2 protein-coding genes are annotated in these 2,058 nt (G+C 33.9%); both read left to right on the top strand.

Annotated features, from left to right (window positions below):
• Window positions 1-689 (top strand): AMP-binding protein (locus tag Q0616_RS07680; RefSeq protein WP_298776228.1); only part of this gene is annotated, 689 nt, incomplete at its 5' end.
• A gap of 134 nt (window positions 690-823) precedes the next feature.
• A partial coding sequence (locus Q0616_RS07675; protein ID WP_298776227.1) for an AMP-binding protein occupies window positions 824-2,058 on the top strand: 1,235 nt, incomplete at its 3' end.

The raw sequence follows: 2,058 nt of genomic DNA, 5'->3' as shown, positions 1-2,058 counted from the left end.
ACGGGATGACGGAAACTTCACCATTAATTACAGTAAATAATCCACATAAATTAGGGGTTCGTATCGGAACTGTTGGTTCGCCTATCAAAGATGTTAAGGTAAAATTAGCAGAAGATGGCGAAATTTTAGTTCAAGGTCCTAATGTGATGATGGGGTATTATAAAAATCAAAAAGCGACGGATGAAGTTATTATTGATGGATGGATGCATACAGGAGATATCGGCGTTTGGGAAGAAGGCGAAGGTCATTTCTTAAAAATTATAGACCGTAAAAAAGAAATGTTCAAAATTTCTGGAGGCAAATATGTTGTTCCGCAACCAATAGAAACGAAGCTTGTTGAGTCTGAATTTATCGAGCAAGCAATGGTTATCGGTGATGCACAAAAATTTGCATCAGCTTTTATCGTACCTAATTATACAAATCTAAAAGAGTGGGCGAAGGAGAGTGCAGCAGAAATAGTTGCGTTGTCTCGTGAAGAATTTATAGCAACTAATGAAGTTCACAAAAAAATAAATCAAGAAGTACGTAAAGCAAATCAGTATTTTGGAAACTGGGAACAAATCAAAAAACCTGCAATACTAACACATGAATTTACAATAGAAGCTGGTGAATTAACACCAACTTTAAAAATGAAAAGAAAAGTTATTTTAAAGAAATTTCAGAAAGAATTCGATGAAATTTATAAATAATTTGAATCCCTTAATTCTAACTAAATTAAGGGATTTTAATTTTAAACAATTTCAATCATAATTTTTTGAAAAAGTCATCATTTTAAATTACTTTCGACGAATACTTTTCAAAACTACAAAACTATAAATGCGCTATGGAAGTAACCAGAATTTTTGATTTACCAAAACGACAGTTGGAGAAGTTTCCTGATTTATCCATGTTTGTTAGCAAGCAAGACGGAGAATGGAAACCAATGTCGACTAAATCTTTTTTGGATCGTGTAAATCAAATCTCGAAAGGTTTGATTGCTTGTGGAGTTCAAGCAGGTGATAAAGTTGGTTTAATCTCAGAAAATCGTGTCGAATGGAATATGATAGACTACGCTATACAACAAATTGGCGCTGTTGTGGTGGCAATTTATCCCAATATTTCAGATAACGATTATGAATATATTTTCAAAGATTCTTCAATAAAATTATGTTTTACAAGTAATCAGGATTTATATACTCGGATAAATTACCTCAAAACATCATTGCCATCTTTAGAACAATTGTATTCGATTGATGAAGTTGAACATGCAACGAGTTGGAATATTTTAATCGAAAAAGGGCAATTGATTGATTTATCAGAAGTAGAAAAAAGAGCAGCTCAAGTAAAACACGAAGATTTAGCCTTTCTAATTTATACATCTGGTACAACTGGAAAACCGAAAGGTGTCATGTTATCGCACAAAAATATTATTGCTGATGTTATAGCGTGTGAATATTCTACACCACTAAATCCTTATGATCGTGCATTAACGTTTTTGCCAGCTTGTCATGCCTACGAACGTACCTTACAGTATTTGTATGTCTACATGGGCCTTTCTATTCATTTCGCTGAATCAATGGATAAAATCGGGGAAAATTTAAAAGAGATTAAACCGCATATTATGACAGCAGTTCCTCGTGTTATAGAGAAAGTATATGAAAAGATTATGACAACTGGAGCGCAATTAACAGGTGTCAAAAAATCTATTTTCGATTGGGCTGTAAAAATTGGTGATGAGTATGTTTTAGAAGCAGATCAACGCTCAACATTGTATAATATCAAATTAGCAATTGCGCGTAAATTGGTTTTACATAAGTGGTACGAAGGGCTTGGCGGAGAATTGAAAGCAATTGTAACTGGTAGTGCAGCAATTCAACAACGAATAGTTCGCGTATTTTTGGCAGCAGAAATTCCTATATACGAAGGTTATGGCTTAACAGAAGCTTCACCTGTAATTGCTGTAAATTGCTTTCGTCGTGGAAAAAAAATAGGAACTGTAGGCCCTCCATTAAAAGGTGTTGAAATCAAATTAGCTGATGATGGCGAAATCTTGGTTCATGGTGATATTGTAATGATGGG

This window comes from uncultured Empedobacter sp. (assembly GCF_937930195.1).
GTDB classification, from domain to species: domain Bacteria; phylum Bacteroidota; class Bacteroidia; order Flavobacteriales; family Weeksellaceae; genus Empedobacter; species Empedobacter stercoris.
The sequence above is the reverse complement of the archived record's forward strand: the minus strand, read 5'-3'. Positions and strand labels throughout refer to the sequence as shown.